General features: G+C 73.9%; 14 protein-coding genes. 4 read left to right on the forward strand and 10 right to left on the reverse strand.

Annotated features, from left to right (window positions below; translation table 11 throughout):
• Positions 1-116 precede the first annotated feature (116 nt).
• The 3 genes from O7625_RS27625 to O7625_RS27635 form a co-directional block, all read right to left on the reverse strand.
• Positions 117-1,913 (reverse strand): PucR family transcriptional regulator ligand-binding domain-containing protein, encoded by a 1,797-nt coding sequence (locus O7625_RS27625; RefSeq protein WP_282342731.1) that lies wholly within the window; start codon positions 1,911-1,913, stop codon positions 117-119.
• 94 nt (positions 1,914-2,007) lie between these two features.
• On the reverse strand, positions 2,008-3,459 hold the full coding sequence (gene argG / locus O7625_RS27630) for an argininosuccinate synthase (protein ID WP_282266661.1): 1,452 nt from the start codon (positions 3,457-3,459) through the stop codon (positions 2,008-2,010).
• A gap of 56 nt (positions 3,460-3,515) precedes the next feature.
• Positions 3,516-4,331 carry an RNA methyltransferase gene (locus tag O7625_RS27635; protein WP_282342732.1) on the reverse strand — a complete coding sequence of 272 codons (816 nt, stop codon included), beginning with the start codon at positions 4,329-4,331 and terminating at the stop codon, positions 3,516-3,518.
• A gap of 187 nt (positions 4,332-4,518) precedes the next feature.
• Between O7625_RS27635 and O7625_RS27640 the strand changes: the two genes are divergently transcribed.
• Entirely contained in the window at positions 4,519-6,357 is a 1,839-nt protein-coding gene (locus O7625_RS27640) for a thiamine pyrophosphate-requiring protein (protein ID WP_282342733.1), read from the forward strand.
• A 298-nt stretch (positions 6,358-6,655) separates the two neighbouring features.
• The gene (locus tag O7625_RS27645) at positions 6,656-7,261 is read left to right on the forward strand and encodes a thymidylate kinase (RefSeq protein WP_282342734.1); all 606 of its coding nucleotides are present in this window, start codon (positions 6,656-6,658) and stop codon (positions 7,259-7,261) included.
• Positions 7,262-7,535: 274 nt separating this feature from the next.
• Here the strand turns inward: O7625_RS27645 and O7625_RS27650 are convergent, their stop codons facing one another.
• The 4 genes from O7625_RS27650 to O7625_RS27665 all read right to left on the reverse strand — a co-directional run bounded on the left by O7625_RS27650 (position 7,536) and on the right by O7625_RS27665 (position 12,757).
• Positions 7,536-9,761 (reverse strand): transglycosylase domain-containing protein, encoded by a 2,226-nt coding sequence (locus tag O7625_RS27650; RefSeq protein WP_282342735.1) that lies wholly within the window; start codon positions 9,759-9,761, stop codon positions 7,536-7,538.
• A 361-nt stretch (positions 9,762-10,122) separates the two neighbouring features.
• Positions 10,123-10,914, reverse strand: a complete 792-nt coding sequence (locus O7625_RS27655; RefSeq protein ID WP_282342736.1) for a hypothetical protein — start codon at positions 10,912-10,914, stop codon at positions 10,123-10,125.
• A gap of 258 nt (positions 10,915-11,172) precedes the next feature.
• Complete coding sequence (locus tag O7625_RS27660; RefSeq protein ID WP_067312891.1) at positions 11,173-12,279, reverse strand: SPFH domain-containing protein; 1,107 nt, start codon at positions 12,277-12,279, stop codon at positions 11,173-11,175.
• 4 nt (positions 12,280-12,283) lie between these two features.
• Complete coding sequence (locus tag O7625_RS27665) at positions 12,284-12,757, reverse strand: NfeD family protein (protein ID WP_067312893.1); 474 nt, start codon at positions 12,755-12,757, stop codon at positions 12,284-12,286.
• Between the two features lie 94 nt (positions 12,758-12,851).
• On the opposite strand from O7625_RS27665, the gene O7625_RS27670 reads away from it, so the two are divergent.
• Positions 12,852-14,165 carry a serine hydrolase domain-containing protein gene (locus O7625_RS27670; protein WP_282342737.1) on the forward strand — a complete coding sequence of 438 codons (1,314 nt, stop codon included), beginning with the start codon at positions 12,852-12,854 and terminating at the stop codon, positions 14,163-14,165.
• Positions 14,166-14,193: 28 nt separating this feature from the next.
• On the opposite strand, the gene O7625_RS27675 is transcribed toward O7625_RS27670, so the two are convergent.
• On the reverse strand, positions 14,194-15,021 hold the full coding sequence (locus O7625_RS27675; protein ID WP_282342738.1) for a DUF3097 domain-containing protein: 828 nt from the start codon (positions 15,019-15,021) through the stop codon (positions 14,194-14,196).
• Between the two features lie 127 nt (positions 15,022-15,148).
• Here O7625_RS27675 and O7625_RS27680 point away from each other — a divergent pair, with 127 nt between their 5' ends.
• Positions 15,149-15,943, forward strand: a complete 795-nt coding sequence (locus O7625_RS27680) for a hypothetical protein (RefSeq protein ID WP_282342739.1) — start codon at positions 15,149-15,151, stop codon at positions 15,941-15,943.
• Positions 15,944-15,982: 39 nt separating this feature from the next.
• On the opposite strand, the gene O7625_RS27685 is transcribed toward O7625_RS27680, so the two are convergent.
• Both O7625_RS27685 and O7625_RS27690 read right to left on the reverse strand, forming a co-directional pair.
• Positions 15,983-16,852, reverse strand: coding sequence for an HAD-IIA family hydrolase (locus O7625_RS27685; protein ID WP_282342740.1), 870 nt, complete (start codon positions 16,850-16,852; stop codon positions 15,983-15,985).
• Positions 16,801-17,832: a ferrochelatase gene (locus O7625_RS27690; RefSeq protein ID WP_282342741.1), complete on the reverse strand. Its 1,032-nt coding sequence runs from the start codon at positions 17,830-17,832 to the stop codon at positions 16,801-16,803. The genes O7625_RS27685 and O7625_RS27690 overlap by 52 nt, the downstream gene beginning before the upstream one ends.
• Positions 17,833-17,897 lie beyond the last annotated feature (65 nt).

The following is a 17,897-nucleotide window of genomic DNA, read 5'->3' on the forward strand; positions in this document are numbered from 1 at the left end:
GCCTGCGCCGGTGATCAAGAGGTTTGGGTCAGCCGGAACGCGAGATCGTGACGCAAACCTCTTGATCACCGGGGCGAGGGCGAGGCACGGGCGGGGGGCGAGGGTGGGGGGTGGGGTCAGGGGGTGCGGATGGCGTCGAGGGCTAGCAGGGCCACATGTAGGGACAGGCAGGTTTCCACCGAGTCGAGGTCGACGGCGAGGATCCGGCCGATCCGGGCCAGTCGCTCGTAGAACGCCGGCCGGGACAGGTGGGCGGCAGCCGCGCCGGCCGACTTGTTGCGGCCCTGCTCCAGATAGGCGCGCAGGGTGCCGAGCAGCTGCTCCCGGGGATGGTGGGCGTCGTGGGTCAGCAGCGCGCCGAGTTCCCGTTCGACGAAGGTCTGCAACCGGGGTTCGTCGCGCAGCAGGTGCAGCAGACCGGCCAGCCCGACGTGCGGCAGCCGGAAGATCGGCAGGTCCCGGCGGTCCCGACGGGCCGCCTCGGCGAGCTGCCGGGCCTCGACCAGCGACCGGCGTACCTCCCGCAGGCTCCCCACCCCGGAGCCGGCGGCGACGATCACGCTGCCCCCGCCCGGCGGCACCGGCTGGTCGGGGTGACGGCGGCGCAGCGCGGCGGCGAAGGCGGTGAGGGCACGTTCCTCGGCGGCGGCGTCCGGCAGGGCGAGCAGCACGCCCACCGCCTGGTCGTCGACCGGGCTGGTCAGGCCGGACAGCTTCGTCTCCCGGAGCGCCTGACCGACCGCCTCGGCGAGATCGCGCAGTCGGGCCGGACCGGCCTGGGGGTCTGCCGGAGTGGCCGGTGCCGGCCAGCTGCCCGTGGCCGGGGGTGGGCCGGAGCCGTCGGCCGCCGGCCCGCCCTCGCCCGGTACGGGGTGACCCGGCGTCCGGTCGCGGCGGTGCCGGACCATGATGCCGACCAGGTGCCGGCGGTCCAGGGTCACCCCCAGCGCCCTGGCCCGTAGCGCGATCTCGTCGACCGGGCGGGAGTGGTCGAGCAGGGCGGTGAGCAGGGTGCGGTGCAGTTGCCGCTCCAGCCCTTCGGCGTCGCGCCGGATCAGCCGGCCCAGCGCCAGCGTCGAGGCCGCCCGCTCCACCAGGATGGTCAGCCGGGTGGGCGGGCTGCCGACGGGTCGACCGGCGCCGAGGTCCCCACCGGCGGGCCAGCGCAGCAGCAACCGGCCCCAGTCCTGCCCACGCGCGCCGACGGTGGTCACCAACCAACCGCTGTCCGCGTCGTACGCCGTCCGCCCGGTGGGACGGATCCGCCGGGAGTGCTGCTCCCAGCCGTCCAGCAGCAGCTCGGCGCTCTCCCCCGCCGGGTCGTAGCCGAGCACCTGCCGGGACAGGTTCTCCAGCACCACCGGGCAGCCGGCCAGCTCGGCGGCCTGCCGGACCACCTCGGCGGCCCCGGCCCCCTCGACGGACAGGTCGGTGAACCGCTGGTGGATCTCCTCGGTGGCCCGCAGCTCGTGCAGCTGGGCGTCGACGATCAGGGCGTGCACCGCCTCGGTGATCCGCACGAACGGGGTGGCCCGGCGCAGCTCGACCAGGGGCAGCCCGCGTCGCTCGGCCGCCGCCGCCATCACCCGGGGCACCTCGGACGGGTAGCGGCGGCCCAGCTCGACCACCAGGCCGGAGACGCCCACCTGGGCGAGGTCGCCGATGAAGGCGCGCAGGCCGGCGTCGTCGGCGGGCAGCCCGATGCCGGTGGTGAGCACCAGCTCGCCGCCGCCGAGCAGGGTGGCGATGTCGGGCACCTCCGCCACGTGCACCCAGCGCACCGGCCGGTCCAGGGCGGCCTCCCCGGCGACCAGCCGGGGCGCACCGCGGCGGACCGGGTCCAGGGCCAGCACCTCACGGACGGTGGGGAACACGGGCGACACGCTACCCTCCGTGATCCCTGTTCCGGCCATCGCCGCAGCCGCCGGCCGGTCCGGGCGCGCCGGCGTCGACCGGACGGCCGGCACCGCGTCCGGTCCTGACCGGCGGCCGCCACGGCGGAGCCGGTCAGTCGACGCCGAACTCCATCGCGGCCCGGTCGAGGGCCTCGTCGGCGGCGGAGGTGACACCCCGGGAGGCGATGGCCTCCGCGCCGCCCTCCGGCATCGCCCCGATCAGCCCGGTCGCCGCCGCCTGGGCGGCACCGATCGCCCGCTGGGTGGACCCCCCGCCGACCAGGCCGAGGGTGACGTACTGCTCCAGCTTGGCCCGCGAGTCGGCGATGTCCAGGTTACGCATGGTGAGCTGGCCGATCCGGTCGGACGGCCCGAAGGCCGAGTCCTCGGTACGCTCCATCGACAGCTTGTCCGGGTGGTAGCTGAACGCCGGCCCGGTGGTGTCCAGGATCGAGTAGTCCTCGCCCCGGCGCAGCCGCAGGGTCACCTCGCCGGTGACCGCGGTGCCGACCCAGCGCTGCAACGACTCGCGCAGCATCAGCGCCTGCGGGTCCAGCCAGCGGCCCTCGTACATCAGCCGGCCGAGGCGACGGCCCTCGTGGTGGTAGTTCGCCAGGGTGTCCTCGTTGTGGATGGCGTTGACCAGCCGCTCGTACGCGGCGTGCAGCAGCGCCATGCCCGGGGCCTCGTAGATGCCCCGGCTCTTGGCCTCGATGATCCGGTTCTCGATCTGGTCGGACATGCCCAGGCCGTGCCGGCCGCCGATGGCGTTGGCCTCCAGCACCAGGTCGACGGCGCTGCCGAACTCCTTGCCGTTGATCGTCACCGGGCGGCCCTGGTCGAAGCCGATCGTGACGTCCTCGGTGGGGATCTCCACCGACGGATCCCAGAACCGGACCCCCATGATCGGGTTGACCGTCTCGATGCCGGTGTCGAGGTGCTCCAGGGTCTTCGCCTCGTGCGTGGCGCCCCAGATGTTGGCGTCGGTGGAGTACGCCTTCTCGGTGCTGTCCCGGTACGGCAGGCCGCGTTCGAGCAGCCACTCCGACATCTCCTTGCGGCCACCGAGCTCGGTGACGAAGTTGGTGTCCAGCCACGGCTTGTAGACCCGCAGCTGCGGGTTGGCCAGCAGGCCGTACCGGTAGAACCGCTCGATGTCGTTGCCCTTGAAGGTCGAGCCGTCGCCCCAGATCTGCACGTCGTCGGAGATCATCGCCCGGACCAGCAGGGTTCCGGTCACCGCCCGGCCCAGCGGGGTGGTGTTGAAGTACGCCCGGCCGCCGGAGCGGATGTGGAACGCACCGCAGGTCAGCGCGGCGAGCCCCTCCTCGACCAGGGCGGCACGGCAGTCGACCAGGCGGGCGACCTCGGCGCCGTAGCTAAGCGCACGACCGGGCACCGAGTCGATGTCGGGCTCGTCGTACTGGCCGATGTCGGCGGTGTAGGCGCAGGGAACGGCGCCCTTGTCGCGCATCCACGCGACCGCGACCGAGGTGTCGAGGCCGCCGGAGAAGGCGATGCCGACACGTTCGCCGATGGGCAGGGAGGTGAGAACCTTGGACACGGGGAAGATTATGCACGAGGCCGCATTCTCATGCAAATAGCCGGTGGTCGTGGTGACTATCCGTCAACCGGATCGTCGCGCCCCAGCTCCCAGAAGGCCACCGCCGCCGCGGCGGCCACGTTCAGCGAGTCCACGCCGCGCCGCATCGGGATCACCACCCGCACGTCGCTGGCCGCCTGGGCCGCCCCGGTCAGGCCCGGCCCCTCCGCCCCCAGCAGCAACGCCGCCCGCTCCCGCTGCGTCGACGTCAACCGCTGCATCGGTACGGCGTCCGCCGCCAACGTCATGGCGAGCACGGTGAAACCCGCCGCCCGCACCTGGTCCAGCCCCACCGGCCAGCGCTCCAGCTTCGCGTACGGCACCGCGAACACCTCCCCCATGCTGACCCGCACGCTGCGCCGGTACAGCGGATCGGCGCAGGACGGCGAGAGCAGCACCGCGTCGATACCCAGCGCCGCGGCCCCCCGGAAGATCGCACCGAGGTTGGTGTGGTTGTTGATGTCCTCCAGGATCACCACCCGGCGGGCGGCGGCCAGCACCTCGGCGTCGGTGGGCAGCGGCTTGCGGTGGAACGAGGCGAGCACGCCCCGGTGGACGTGGAAGCCGGTCGCCTTCTCCAACACGTCGGGAGTGGCCGCGTAGACCGGCGCGTCCCCGGTGTCCAGGTCGGCGAGCTGGTCGACCCGCTTCGCGTCGACCAGGTACGACCGGGCCGGATAGCCGGCCCGCAACGCCCGGCGCAGCACCAGCTCCCCCTCGGCGATGAACAGGCCATGCGGGGGTTCCCACCGGGTACGCAGCTCGACGTCGGTCAGCGCGCGGTAGTCGGCGATCCGCGGGTCGTCCGGGTCGGTGATCTCGTGAACGGGCACCGCCCGATTCTGCCGGGTGGCCCGGGACCTCCCTGCGGGGCGGTCCCGTCGCGGTCCGGGCGCACGATGCGGGCACACGATGTGAGTGCACAGGACGCCGGGTCGGGTTTGCCGGACGCGGTGGGGTTTCCCCGGGCGTGGCGCGGGAAGGGGGCGGGGAACGGACGCTACCGGAGGGACCACCACGATGAGCGCAACGGGCACCGCCGACGGCCGGTTGCCGAAGAACGCCACGGTCGCCGACCACATCGTGGCCCGCCTCGCCGAGTGGGGGGTGCACCGCTACTTCGGCTACCCGGGTGACGGCATCAACGGCATGACCTCCGCCCTGCAACGGGCCGGCGACCGGGTGGAGTTCGTCCAGGTCCGCCACGAGGAGACCGCCGGCTTCGCCGCCTCCGCCCACGTCAAGTACGGCGGCGGCCCGCTCGGCTGCGCCCTGGCGACCAGCGGCCCCGGCGCGATCCACCTGCTCAACGGCCTCTACGACGCCAAGCTCGACCACCAGCCGGTGGTGGCCCTGGTCGGCAACACGGCGCTGACCGCCGAGGGTGGCGGCTACTACCAGGAGGTGGACCTGCTCGCCCTCTACAAGGACGTGGCCTCGGACTTCCTGGCCCAGCTCGACGACCCGACCCAGGTGCGGCACCTGGTGGACCGGGCCTGCCGCACGGCGCTGTCCCGCCGGACGGTGACCGCGCTGGTCCTTCCGCTGGACGTGCAGGACGAGCCGGCGGTGCCGGACCCGCCGCACGCGCACGGCTACTACCACACCAGCGCGGTCCCGAGCAGCACCCCGACGGTGCCGCCGGAGGCGGAGCTGCGCCGCGCCGCCGAGGTGCTGCGCGGCGGCGACAAGGTGGCGATGCTGGTCGGGCAGGGCGCGCTCGGCGCCGAGCAGGAGGTACGCCTGATCGCCGACCGGCTGGGCGCCGGGGTGGCCACCGCGCTGCTCGGCTTCACCGCCGTGGACCACCGCCAGCCGTGGGTGACCGGGGCGATCGGCCTGCTCGGCACCCGCCCGAGCTGGCAGCTGATGCAGGAGTGCGACCGGTTGCTGATCGTCGGCAGCAACATGCCGTACTCCGAGTTCTATCCGCCGCAGGGGCAGGCCCGTGCGGTGCAGATCGACCTGGACGGCACCCGGATGGGGCTGCGCTACCCGACCGAGGTCAACCTGACCGGCGACGCCGGCCCGACCCTGCGGGCGCTGCTGCGGGAGCTGGGCGACGGCCCCGCGCCGACGGCCTGGCGGGCGACGATCGCCGACGCCACCTCCGGCTGGCGACGCGCCCAGGCCGACCTCGCCGGGCAGCCCGCCGACCCGGTGAACCCGCAACTGCTGTTCCACACCCTCAACGACGCGCTGCCCGACGACGCGATGATCGCGGTCGACTGCGGCACCGCCACCGCCTGGTACGCCCGCCACCTCCAGGTCCGCCCCGGCATGCTGGCCAGCCTCTCCGGCACCCTGTTGTCGATGGGCGGTGCCATGCCGTACGCCCTGGCGGCGAAGTTCGCCCACCCGGACCGGCCGGTGGTGGCGCTGATCGGCGACGGGGCGATGCAGATGAACGGGGTCAACGAGTTGATCACCGTGGCGAAGAACTGGCGGCACTGGGCCGACCCGCGTTTCGTGGTGCTGGTGCTCAACAACCGGGATCTGGCGTTCGTCAGCTGGGAACAGCGCTCCACCGAGGGCACCCCACGCTATCCGGCCAGCCAGGACGTGCCGGACGTGGCGTACCACCGGTGGGCCGAGGTGCTGGGCCTCGACGGCGAGCTGGTCGACTCCCCCGACCAGGTCGCCGGGCTCTGGCGGCGGGCGCTGACCGCCGACCGCCCGGTCGTGGTGAACGCGATGGTCGACCCGGCGGAGCTGATGCTGCCTCCGCACTTCACCCTCGACCAGGCCCGCAAGACGGCGGCGGCCCTGCTCCGCGGCGACACCGACCGGGCCGGGATCGTCCGCCGGGGCATCCCCGCCACCCTCACCACCTACCGCCCCCGCCGCAAGAACCCCTGACCCATCCCCGCCCCGCCCCTCCCGCCCGCCCAGCCCCACCCCGCCCAGCCCCACCCCGATCAGGCCCGCCCAGCCGGCCCAGCCCCGGTGATCAAGAGGTTCAGGTCATCACAGCCGCCTGTCGTGACCTGAACCTCTTGATCACCGTGGGCCGAGCCCACCGGGGGGCCGAGCCCACCGGGGGGCCGAGCCCACCGGGGGGGGCCAGCCCACCGGGGGGGGCCAGCCCACCGGGGGGCGGGGAGGGGTGGGCGGGAGGGGCGGGAAGGGGTGGGTGGGGGTGGTTAGGGTGCGGGGGGTGGGGCGTGGGGTGGTCGTCGCGGTGGTGGGAGTGGACGGGTCGGGGAAGTCGACCCAGGCCAAGCGACTGGTGGGGCGGCTGCGCGAGGCCGGCGTACCAGCGGTCTACCTGGAGAACGCCGGCGGACGGCCACTGTGGAACCGGCTGGCGCAGGCGGTGGGCCGGCGCGACGGGGTGCACCTGTTCGGCCGGCGCGGCTACCCGGCGCTGGAGGCGACGGTGCGCTGGCTGGCGCTGGCCCGCGCGGTGGCGGTCACCCGGCTGACCGGGCGGGTCGGGGTGATGGACCGCTGGACCTGGTGCCAGTACGTGATCATGCAGGCCCGGGGCGACCGGGGCATCCGGCTGGTCCGCGCCGCGTACGCCTTCTTTCCCCGGCCGGACCTGGTCTGCTTCCTGGCGGTCACCCCGGAGCTGGCCCGGCGGCGGGTGCTGGCCCGGGGCATCGACACCGAGGAACTGGCGCACCTGACCGCGTTGGACGCCGGTTACCGGGCGCTGCCCGAGTTCGGCAGCTTCATCCTGATCGACGGCAATGCCGACCCGGCGACGGTGGCCGGCGCCCTGGACCGCGCGGTCGCCACGGTGACCGGCAGGCGGTAGCCGTCACCGGCACCGCGCGGACAGCCCCGGTGGCAGCACACAGCCGACACCCCGGCCCAGCACGGTGGTGGGGGCACACCAGCCCGGTGGCAGCACAGCCGGCACCCTGGTCCCCTCGACCGGATGGTGGTCCAGCCGGTTGCTCCTCGCCACTGCCGCTGAAGATCACGCTCGATCCGTGTTCGAGTGGCCTCGCAAGCGTTTGGATGCCACTAGAACATGGATCGAGCGTGATCTTGCACCTCGGCGCCGCGCGCCGCGCGCGATCCCCGGGTCAGCCCCGGCGGTTCTGTAGCCAGCGCAGCAGGTCCGGGACGTCGGGCTCCGGGGACGGCAGGCGGGGGGACGGCCGGGGCGTCGGACGTTGCGGGTTGCCGACCAGCTCACGGCTGGGGGCGGTGAAGTCGCGGACCGGCTGACCGTCGACCGCGGTCCGGATGGTCCGGGCGACCGCGGTGATCACCTCACCCTGCACCGCCGCGCCGACCGCGTCGCTCGGGTCGTCGGGGTTGGCGGCGATACCGGCGACCGCCACCTGCGGGGTGAAGCCGACGAAGGTCTCGGTGGCGTTCTGCTCGGAGCTGCCGGTCTTGCCGGCCACCGGGCGACCGACGATCCGGTCCACCCCACCGGCGGTGCTGCCGTTGCACTGCCCGTACGCCGACTGCTGGCCGACCGGGCAGCGCGCCGCGTCGGTGGCGGCCCGCGCCACGTCCGGCGTCAACACCTGCCTGCAGGCCGGCGCGCCGACGGGCACGGTCGTGCCGTCCGGCGCGGTCACCGACACCACCGGCGTCGGCGCACAGTACGTCCCCTCGGCGGCCACCGTCGCGTAGGCGTTGGCCAGGTCGAGCGGGGTGGTGGCGGACACCCCGAGGGTGAACGCCCCCCAGTCGTCGGCGTCGTGCGCGGCGAGGTCGGCGTCGGCCGGCGCCCGGAAGGTGATCCCGAGGCGCTGGGCCATCTCCACCACCTTGGCCGGCCCGACCTGTTCCTCCAGCCAGACGAAGTAGGTGTTCACCGAGCGGCCGAAGCCGTCCCACATCATCCGGTAGCCGTCCATCCGGGCCGGGTTGGCGTTGGCCGGGCACCAGCGGCCGTCGCAGGAGGCCGGCCCCTCGGCGGGGAAGCGGGTGGTCAGCCGGCTCGGCGAGTCGAAACCGGTGGAGAGGGTACGCCCGTTCTCCAGCGCCGCCAGCATGGTGAACAGCTTGAACGTCGAGCCGGCCTGGTAGCCGGCGATGCTGCCGCCCCCGGAGACCAGCGGGTTGACGGTCTGACCGTCGCCCACCCCGTACTCCCGGTTGACGGCCAGGGCGAGCACCCGGCCGGTGCCGGGCTCCACGGCGGCGATCGGCAGGGCGCGGGCGTCGTCGGCGGGGTAGACCTTCCGGGCCTCGGCGACGGCGGTGGCCTGCACGTCCGGGTCGAGCGAGGTCACGACCGTGTACCCGCCCCGGCGCAGTGCCTGCTCCCGCTCCTGCTCGGTCGCGCCGAAGGCGGGCTGGTCCAGCCACCAGCCGCGCAGGTAGTCGCAGAAGAAGCCGGCGTCGGCGGTGACCGCGGCGGTGCAGCCGTTGGGCTGGGCGGTGGGGTGCAGGGTCAGCTTCTCGGCCCGGGCCGTCTCGGCCTGCGCCGCGGTGATCGCGCCGGTGGCGACCATCGAGTCGAGGACGTACCCGCGCCGCTCCAGGGCCGCGTCCCGGTCACCGTCGATCGGGCTGTACGCGTCGGGCGACTGCACCAGGCCGGCCAGCAGCGCCGACTCGGCCAGGGTCAGATCGGCGGGGGCCTTGCCGAAGTAGCGCTGGCTGGCGGCGGCGACACCGTACGCCCCCGAGCCGAAATAGGCGATGTTGAGGTAACGGTTGAGGATCTCGTCCTTGCTGAGCGTCTTCTCCAGCTCGGAGGCGTACCGGATCTCCTGGAGCTTGCGGCCGACGGTCTGCTCGGTCGCCGCCTGCCGCTCCTCGGCGGTGCGGGTGGGGTCGGACTTGAGCACGTTGCGCACGTACTGCATGGTCAGCGTGGAACCGCCCTGGGCGGTGCCGCCACCGGTGACGTTGGCGACCAGGGCGCGGGCCATGCCCCGCAGGTCGGCCCCGCCGTGGGAGTAGAAGCGCCGGTCCTCGGCCGCGACGATCGCCTGCCGCAGCGTGGGCGCGATCTCGGCGAGCGGCACGTCGGTGCGGTTGACGTCGTAGAACGTGGTGAGCAGCGTCTTACCGTCGTTGGCGTAGAGGTAGGAGCGCTGCGGGGTGGCCGGGGTACGCAGCGCCGCCGGCAGGTCGTCGAACGCCCCGAGGACCGCCTTGGTGGCGATTCCGGCGAGCAGGTTGCCCGGCAGCGCGGCGACCGCGAGGACCAGACCGGCCAGCAGGCCGGCGAGCAGCACGGTGAGCAGCCGCGTCAGCGGCGTCCGGGGTGAGGACATGCGCTCCAGCATTGCCACCGCGACGACCAGCGGCCCACTCCGCCGCCTGATTGTCAGGTAACTCACCGTAACCTGCCAGCGACTTCCCCACCCCACACCCTTCCCGTCCCCGCCCATCCCCGTTCTCCCCTCCGTCCCGTTACCGCCCCGCCATGTCACCCCCTCCCCGCCGTACCCCTCCCTCCCTCCTCTCCCCCGAACCGCTCGTCGGCGAGCTCCCCCCCGGTGATCAAGAGATTTAGGCGCTGTCCGCCCAGATTTCTGACCTAAACCTCTTGATCAACTGACCTAAACCTCTTGATCACCGGGGCGGGGCCGAGGGGCGCGGGCGGGGAGCGCGGGAGCGGGCGCCGGCACGGGTGGGCACGGGCACGGGTGGGATCGGCCGCGCGGGTGGGGTAGGGCGTAGGACGCAGGCGGGGCACTGTCAGGCGGCGGGGAGGGGGCCTTGGGGGCCGGTGGGTGGGGCGGGGGTGGTGACGCTGGCGGTGGCGGCGTCGCGGGCGATGGCCGCCGGCAGGAGGCGGCCGGAGCGGTAGCCGATGCCGATGCCGGCGATCAGCACGAAGATCGCGCCGAAGGTCGGCAGCGAGCCGACCAGCGCGCCGCCGAGACCGAGCAGCGGGGCGGCGATCATCAGCATCGCCCCGTCGCCGATGGCGAAGGCCCCGGAGCGGGCCACCGCCCAGCCGGTGAGCAGCCATCCCGCGCTGTAGCAGGTGGCGCCGACCAGCACCAGCGTCCGGGCGGTGGTGCCGAAGACGGGTGTCTGCTCGGCGAGGCCGGCGAAGGGCAGCATCAGCACCGTACCGCCGATGCCGACCAGCAGGCCGGCAACCGCGCCCCGCCGGCTGCGGGTGGCCGCGAGCAGGCCGGTGAGCGCGAGCAGGGCGAGCAGGCCGAGCCAGATCGCCGCGACCCAGCCGAGCAGGTAGAGCGGTCGGCCGTCGGCCGGGTACGGGTCGTTGCCCGCCGCGCCGTCACCGGCCATCGCCACCGCGCCGTAGAGCACCGCGTAGGCGGGCAGCAGCCAGACCGCGGCGCGGGCGAGCCGGCGCAGCGACCACGCCCAACTGGCGTCGGTGGCGGGTGCGGCCGGGCCGGGGTCGCCGACGAAGGGCAGCACGCCGAAGCCGCCACCGGTCCGCCGGGTGCCCAGCGGACCCGCCGGGTCGTGCGCGCCGACAGTCGGGGTACGGGAGAACAACGGGTCCTTCATGCCTCACCTCGTCCGCTCCGACGGGCGGCACGGAAGGCAGCGCCCGTCTGCTCCTGCGACGGGCGGGCCGGAACGCGCCACCCGTTCACCTCCGACGGGCGACCGGAACGCGTCACCCGTCTGCGCCGGGGGCGGGCCGGAACGCGTCCGGCGCCCCGGGCCTGACCACCACCCGTCCCTCAGGACCGATCGTGGCAGGCACCGGGGCGCCGGATGAGTGTTTCTCGCATTTGCCGCCCCGGGTGGGCGGCGGTGGGGTCAGGCCCGTTCGCGCTGGTCGGCGGGGTCGCTGACCAGGCTGGCCGGGGAGACCGGTTCGGGTGCGGGCAGCCCCTGCGGCACGTTGCCGCCGGTGGCCTGCGCCTCGGCGACGCGTACCTCGTCGTGGATCTGCTGGGCCGCGCTGGCCGCCGCCCGGGCCGCCTCGGCGGCCTCCCGCTCGACCTCACTGGCGGTGCGCTTCGCCTCGGGGGCCGGTTCGTCGCCGACCATCTGGCTCAGCCCGCCCAGCGCGCCGCCCATGCCCTCCAGGGCCTTGGTCAGCTCGGCCGGGACGATCCACACCTTGTTGGCCGTGCCGTTGGCGATCTGCGGCAGCGCCTGGAGGTACTGGTAGGCCAGCACCTTCTGGCTCGGGTTGGCGGTGTGGATCGCGTCGAAGACCGTCCGGATCGCCTTCGCCTGACCTTCGGCCTGGAGGATGCGGGCCTGCCGGTCACCGTCGGCGCGCAGCACCGCCGCCTGCTTCTCCCCCTCGGCGGTGAGGATCTGCGACTGCTTGTGCCCCTCGGCGTTGAGGATGGCGGCCCGGCGGTCCCGCTCGGCGCGCATCTGCTTCTCCATCGAGTCGCGGATGCTCGGCGGCGGCTCGATCGCCTTGATCTCCACGCGGGTGACCTTGATGCCCCACCGGCCGGTGGTCTCGTCGAGCACGCCGGAGAGGTGCCGGTTGATCTCCTCCCGGCTGGTCAGCGCCCGCTCCAGGTCGAGCGAGCCGATCACGTTACGCAGCGTCGTGACGGTCAGCTGCTCGATCGCCTGGATGAAGTTGGCGATCTCGTAGGTGGCCCGGACCGAGTCGACCACCTTGTAGTAGAGGACGGTGTCGATCGACACCACCAGGTTGTCGGAGGTGATCACCGGCTGCGGCGGGAAGCTGACCACCTGCTCCCGCATGTCGACCTTGGTACGCACCGCGTCGACGAACGGGACCAGCAGGTTCAGGCCCGGGTTCAGCGTGCTCTTGTACTTGCCGAGCCGCTCCACCACGTCCTGACGCTGCTGCGGCACGATACGCACCGCCTTCGCCAGCGTCACCACTATGATCAACGCTACGGCCACCAACAGGACCGCTAGAAATTCCATACCGTCACCTTTTCTCTTCCGGCAGCTCACCGGGGGAGGAAATGTCGTCCTGCCACACCAGGGCGGTGGCGCCCTGGACCTTTATCACCTGCACCCGCACACCGGGCGCGAAGGTCTGCGTCGCGTCGTACGGACGCGCCGTCCACAACTCGCCGTCGATCTTCACCATGCCCCGCTCGGTATCGACCTGCTCGATCACCAGCGCGGTGGCGCCCTCCAGCGCCTGCACCCCGAACGGCTGCTCGCCGCTGTCCACCGACGGCCGCATGTGCCGACGGATGGTGGGTCGGGCGAGCGCCACCGTCAGCGCCGACACCACGGCGAAGACCACCGCCTGCACGGCGACGGGCGCACCCAGCGCGGCGGCCCCGGCGGCGGCGAACGCGCCGACCGCGAACATGATCAGGAACAGCGTCGTCGTGAAGATCTCGGCGACGGCCAACAGCACACCCAGCACGATCCACACCACGGCGTCCACCCCCCGATCGTGACACGTCCACGCGAATCCACCCACTTCTGATGATCAGTAAGCTCGTCCCAGGGCGGTACCGACCGCCGTGAAGGAGCCGATCGTGACCCTGCTCGCCGAGACCGCCCGCCGGATCGACACCCTGGTGGCGCAGGCTCAGGCCACCGGGCGTACGCCCTCGTTGGCGCTGGGTGTCGTGCGCGACGGCGCCCTGGTGCACCTGGCCGCCGCCGGCGACCACCCGCGCCCGGACGCCGACCTCCAGTACCGGGTGGGCTCGATCACCAAGACGATGACCGCGACGCTGCTGCTGCGGGAACGCGACGCCGGCCGGCTCACCCTCGACGACCCGCTGGACCGGTACCTGCCGGACACCGCCGTCGGCGGACTCACCCTGCGCCAGCTCCTCGGCCACGCCAGCGGCCTGCACCGCGAGCCCGACGGGCCGTGGTGGGAGCGGACCGAGGGCACCGACCTGGCCACCCTGGTGGCCGGCCTGACCACGGACAAGGTCGGCTACCCCGCCTGGCGCGGCTACCACTACTCCAACCTGGCGTACGGGCTGCTCGGCGGGGTCCTGGAGCGGGTCACCGGCACACCCTGGGCGGAGCTGCTGACCACCCGGATCCTCGACCCGCTGGGCATGCGGCGCACCACCTACCACCCCACCGAGCCGTACGCGCCCGGCTACGTGGTGCACCCGTGGCACGACACCCTGCGGGAGGAGCCGCGCACCGACACCGGGGCGATGGCCCCCGCCGGGCAGCTCTGGTCGACGGTGACCGACCTGGCCCGCTGGGCGGCGTTCCTCGCCGACCCCACCGACGAGGTGCTGGCCGCCGACACCCTCACCGAGATGTGCACCCCGGTGATGATCAACGACCTGGACTCCTGGCGCGGCGGCCACGGCCTGGGGCTGGAGCTGTACCGCGAGGGCGACCGGGTGTACGTGGGCCACGGCGGCTCGATGCCCGGCTACGTGGCCGCGCTGACCGTGCACCGGCCCAGCCGGACCGCCGTGGTCGGCTACGCCAACTCGTACGGCTTCCGCACCGGGCACATCGGCGGGCTGTCCCGGCAGCTGCTCACCCTGGTCCTGGACGCCGAACCGGCACCGGTCACCCCGTGGCGGCCGGCGGCCGCGCCTCCGCCGGCGGAGCTGGCCGAGCTGACCGGCCGCTGGTGGTGGATGGGCATCGAGTACGAGGTCCGCGCCGACCCGGCCGGTGAGCTGTGGGCCGGCCGGGTCGGCAACCCGACGCTGCGGTTCACCCGGGAGGGACCGGACCGCTGGCGGGGCCGCTCCGGCGAGCAAAACAGCGAACTCCTCGCCGTGCTCCGCGACCCGGCCGGGCGGGCGGTGGGCCTGGACATCGGCACCTTCGTCTTCACCCGCACCCCCGACCAGGAGCCCTGACCCCAAAGCCCCGCCGGGCCGGGCACGGTCAGCCGGCGTCGGGGCGGCCGGGTTCGGTCACGAAGTCGATCAGGCGCTCCATCGCGGTGATCAGCGGCGTCTCCACGTCGGCGAAGCTGTCCACCCGGGACAGGATGCGCCGCCACATCTCGGCCGGCTCGGCCACCCCGAGGGCCGCGCAGACGCCCTCCTTCCACGGCCGGCCCGGCGGCACCACCGGCCAGGCCCGGATGCCCAGCGCCGCCGGTCTGACCGCCTGCCACACGTCGACGTACGGGTGGCCGGTGACCAGCACGTACGGGGAGTCCACCCGGGCCACGATCCGGCTCTCCTTGGAACCGGGCACCAGATGGTCGACGAGCACCCCGAGCCGGCGGTCGGGGCCGGGGGTGAAGCCGCGTACCTCGGCGTCGAGGGCGTCGATGCCGTCCAGCGGCTCCACCACCACGCCCTCGATCCGCAGGTCGTCGCCCCAGATCCGTTCGACCAGGGCGGCGTCGTGCACGCCCTCGACCCAGATCCGGCTCGCCTTGGCCACCCGCGCCCGGACGTCGGCCACGGCGACCGATCCGGAGGCGGTACGCCGCCGGGCGGCCGGCACCGGGGCGCGGACCGGCCGGCGCAGGGTCACCGGCGCCCCGTCGAGCAGGAACGCGGCGGGCCGCAGCGGGAAGACCCGCCGCCGGCCGTGCCGGTCCTCCAGCACCACCGCACCCGACTCGAATCCGACCACCGCGCCGCAGAACCCCGAGTCGGCGTCCTCCACCACGAGGTCCACCTCCGCGTCGACCTCGGGGGTGACCTTCCGTCGTCGCCAGTCGCCCGCCAGCACGTCCTCGCCGTATCGCCCCGCCATGTCGATCACGCTAGCCGCACCCGCGCCCCGGCACCTCCCGACGCGCCCGCCCCGACGGCGGGACGGCGGGACGGCCGGCGACGCGGCAGTCGAGACAGGGGCAGCGGGGAGCACGTACCCTTTCGGCATGTCCTCCCCCGCAACGGGCGCGGCCACCCTGGCCGCGCGCCGGTCGAGCCGTTTCGTGGCCTGGGTACGCGCCTGGCGGGCCGGCCTGGTGCCCTTCGACGAGGTCGCCGAGTCGGTGGCCGGCGACGAGGAGCACCTGGTCGCCGACGCCCCGGGCACCTGGCGGGACGTGCCGCTGCGGGACGCCCTGCCGGCGCTGGCCAAGCTCTCCCCCGACGAGATCCGGCTGGTGCTGCCGGCCCCGGGCGACCCGCGCGGCCTGCCCGGCCCGGGTGACTTCGCCGGGGCGGCGCTGCTGGCCGGCGAGGCCGTGGTGGCGGGCGCGCTCGGGCTGATCCCCGAGGTGCGTACCCACACCTCCGGCTCCGGGATGACCTGGGAGACGGTGCTGTGGCGGGTCTATCCGCTGCCGGCCGACGCGCCCCGGGCGTCGCTGACCGCGCCGGGGGCGGCCGAGGCGGAGGCCGAACTGGCCACCGCGCTGGCCGAGTCCACCGCCGCGCTGACCCGGCTCGACGTGGCCCAGTGGCGGCCCGAGCTGGCCGGGGCGCTGGCCGCGCTGCGCCGCCCGGACGGGGCCACCGACCTGCCGCCCGGGTTCGACCCGCGTTCCCGGCGGCTCTTCGCCCGGGCCGCCGTACTCGACCGGGTGCTCGCGCTGGCCGGGGAGAGCGCCCCCGGCGGGGCGGTCAACAACCACGAGGCCCAGCAGCGCGACGCGGCTCTGCGCCCGCTCACCACCGCCTGCCGGCAGGCCCTGGTCGCCGCCTGCAACGCCCCGCTCCGCCCCTGACCGGGCCGCCAGCCGGGCCTCCCCGACCGACCGGCCGGTTCAGATCTCGTCGATCAGGTCGAGCACCGAGTCGACGATCCGCGACGGCCGGTACGGGTAGCGTTCCGTCTCGGCCCGGGTGCTGATCCCGGTGAGCACCAGGATGGTCTCCAGGCCCGCCTCCAGGCCGCACAGGATGTCGGTGTCCATCCGGTCGCCGATCATCGCGGTGCTCTCGGAGTGCGCGTTGATGGTGTTCAGCGCGGACCGCATCATCATCGGGTTCGGCTTGCCGACGAAGTACGGCTCCACCCCGGTCGCCTTGGAGATCATCGCGGCGACCGAACCGGCGGCGGGCAGCGCGCCCTCCACCGACGGGCCGGTGACGTCCGGGTTGGTGCAGATGAACCGGGCCCCGTCGTTGATCAGCCGGACCGCCTTGGTGATCGCCTCGAAGCTGTAGGTGCGGGTCTCCCCCAGCACCACGTAGTCCGGGGCGAAGTCGGTCAGCACGTAGCCGACCGCGTGTAGCGCCGTGGTCAGCCCCGCCTCCCCGATCACGTACGCGGTGCCGCCCGGCCGCTGGTCGGCGAGGAACTGGGCGGTGGCCAGCGCCGCCGTCCAGATCGCCTCCTCGGGCACCTCGAACCCCATCCGGGTGAGCCGGGCCTGGAGGTCGCGCGGGGTGTAGATGGAGTTGTTGGTGAGCACCAGGAAGGGTTTGCCGGACGACCGGAGCCGGTTGACGAACTCCGGGGCGCCGGGAACCGGCTGGCCCTCGTGCACCAGCACGCCGTCCATGTCGGTGAGCCAGCTCTGCACCGGTTTGCGGTCAAGCATCTGTCGTCCCAGGGGGTTTCGGGGAGGGCGGGTCGTCATCAGGGGCGGCGGGCGGCCGACACGCAGCACGGGGTGGGGCAGGTGTCCCACATGGGCAGTTCGCCGAGGCGGCGGCGCAGCCGCTCCCCGTCGGGGGTGGTGCGTTCGGCCACCAGCTCGCGCACCATGGTCACGAACCTCGGGTCGGTGCCGGGGGTGCCGGCCCGGACGAAGTCCAGGCCCAACCGCCCGGCCGTCTCCGCGGCCTCGGTGTCGAGGTCCCAGGCCACTTCCAGGTGGTCCGAGACGAACCCGATCGGGCTGACCACCACCCCGGTCACCCCCTGCCCGGCGAGGGCGGTCAGGTGGTCGTTGACGTCCGGCTCCAGCCACGGCACCTGCGGCGGGCCGGAGCGGCTCTGCCAGACCAGGTCGTACGGCAGGTCGGGCGCGGCGGCGGCGTGCACCAGACGGGCGGTCTCTTCGAGCTGGGCGGTGTACCGGCCGCCGTGCGGGCCGGCGGTGGCCGCCGCCGAGCTGGGGATGGAGTGGGCGGTGAAGACGATCCGGGTGGTGTCCCGCCGGGCCGGGTCCAGCGTCTCCAGTGCGGAACGCACCGCGTCGGCGTGCGGCTCGACGAAGCCGGGATGGTCCCAGAACTGCCGCAGCTTCTCGATCACCGGGGCGTCCGGGCCGACGGCGGCCCGCGCGGCGGCGATGTCCTCCTGGTACTGCCGGCAGGACGAGTAGCCGCCGAACGCGCTGGTGACGAACGCCAGCGCCCGCTGGACGCCGTCGTCGCGCAGCTGCGTGACGGTGTCGGCGAGCATCGGATCCCAGTTCCGGTTGCCCCAGTAGACCGGCAGCTGCACGCCGTGGGCGGCGAAGTCCGCCCGGATCGCGGCGAGCAGCTCACGGCACTGCTGGTTGATCGGGGAGACCCCGCCGAAGTGCAGGTAGTGCTCGGCGACCTCGGCCAGCCGCTCGGGCGGCACCCCCCGCCCCCGGGTCACGTTCTGGAGGAAGGGCAGCACGTCCTCGGGCCGTTCCGGGCCGCCGAAGGAGACCAGCACCAATGCGTCGTACGACATGGGGTCATTCTCCCCCGTGCCCGGCGACGGCCGACGAGGCCCCCTGGTCGCGGACGTGCCGCGGG

The organism is Micromonospora sp. WMMD714, from assembly GCF_029581315.1.
Classification (GTDB): Bacteria; Actinomycetota; Actinomycetes; order Mycobacteriales; family Micromonosporaceae; genus Micromonospora; species Micromonospora rifamycinica.